This window comes from Pantoea sp. Fr+CA_20 (assembly GCF_024520835.1).
In the GTDB taxonomy this organism is placed as follows: Bacteria; Pseudomonadota; Gammaproteobacteria; order Enterobacterales; family Enterobacteriaceae; genus Pantoea; species Pantoea allii.
In genome coordinates this window covers 1-1,040 of record NZ_JALNPN010000050.1, presented here as the reverse complement: position 1 = coordinate 1,040, position 1,040 = coordinate 1, and the positions used below count along the sequence as shown (strand labels likewise).

The 1,040-nt window shown below is 44.5% G+C and carries 1 protein-coding gene and 1 pseudogene; one reads left to right on the top strand and one right to left on the bottom strand.

What is annotated here, in order from left to right:
- Window positions 1–369: 369 nt before the first annotated feature.
- Window positions 370–717: an NIPSNAP family protein gene (locus NR177_RS23745; protein WP_109716128.1), complete on the top strand. Its 348-nt coding sequence runs from the start codon at window positions 370–372 to the stop codon at window positions 715–717.
- A 33-nt stretch (window positions 718–750) separates the two neighbouring features.
- Here NR177_RS23745 and NR177_RS23740 read toward each other — a convergent pair.
- Window positions 751–852, bottom strand: a pseudogene (locus NR177_RS23740) (VOC family protein); the annotation flags it as partial.
- Window positions 853–1,040 lie beyond the last annotated feature (188 nt).

Sequence of the window (1,040 nt, the reverse complement as noted above, 5' to 3'; positions counted from 1 at the left end):
TGGCGGAATGGAAAATGTGAAGGTAAACAAACCGACATTACTAACTGATGGTTGTATCTAATACTGGGGGCAGGTCAATTCAGCCAGATCAATGCGAAACGCTAGCCACCCATTCCCCCACTTTCATCCACAAAATGTCGTCCAAAAACGTTGTAAGTATTTCATCTTATTGAGGACTTAACTGTGGCAAAGAGGTTAAGCCCGATATACAGACAGGCAAAATCATGGTGAAAGCGAGGGTCTTTTTTCAACCCTGTAAGAGATTCTCTGCGATGATATCTGCTTTGTGCCAGAAGCGAACGTTGCTGACCCAAGAATGTACTAATCTGCGGAGAGCAAGCCAGAGTGTATAGCAATGGAGTGAAACTTATGAGAATTGTTGAGATATTGCAGTACACCCTAAAACCCGGTACCGGTCAGAAGTTTCATCAAGTCATGGTAGACATAAGTGTTCCTCTGCATCATGAGGCGGGTATCGATGTCGTTGTATTCGGTTGCTCACTGCATGACGAGGATTCGTACTACCTGATTCGGGCATTTGATGACATTGAGCATATGGAGGCATCGCAGGAAGCATTTTACGGGAGTGAGGCTTGGCAGAATGGACCTCGAACAGCAATCATCGAACGGATCAAAACTAGCGTGAAGGCAGTCATAACTTTGCCTGAAACGGTGGTTGAAGGACTGAGAAATCAAGTAACGACTGGCTTTTATTAAATACGAGCGAATGGCAAAATCGCGGCAGAAGCGCTACTCAATGTACTGGCTGAAACGCAGAAGATAACCATCCGGATCCTGCACAAGAAACTCTCGCTGGCAGGCAATTTTTTCTCCGATGTTGTAGTGATTATCACAGAAGTAGCCATAATAACACTTTACCGCCAGCAAAGTTTTTTTCTCGCTTTTTACAGAATTCACAATCGCAAGTTAGAGTTAAAAATGTCATTTAGATGTCCGCTTAGTGCTGTGAGTTCAACCGATGGATGCAACACACTGGCTAAACCGCTCTGCGGGTGATTCATAGTCTAGCGTTTTTCTCG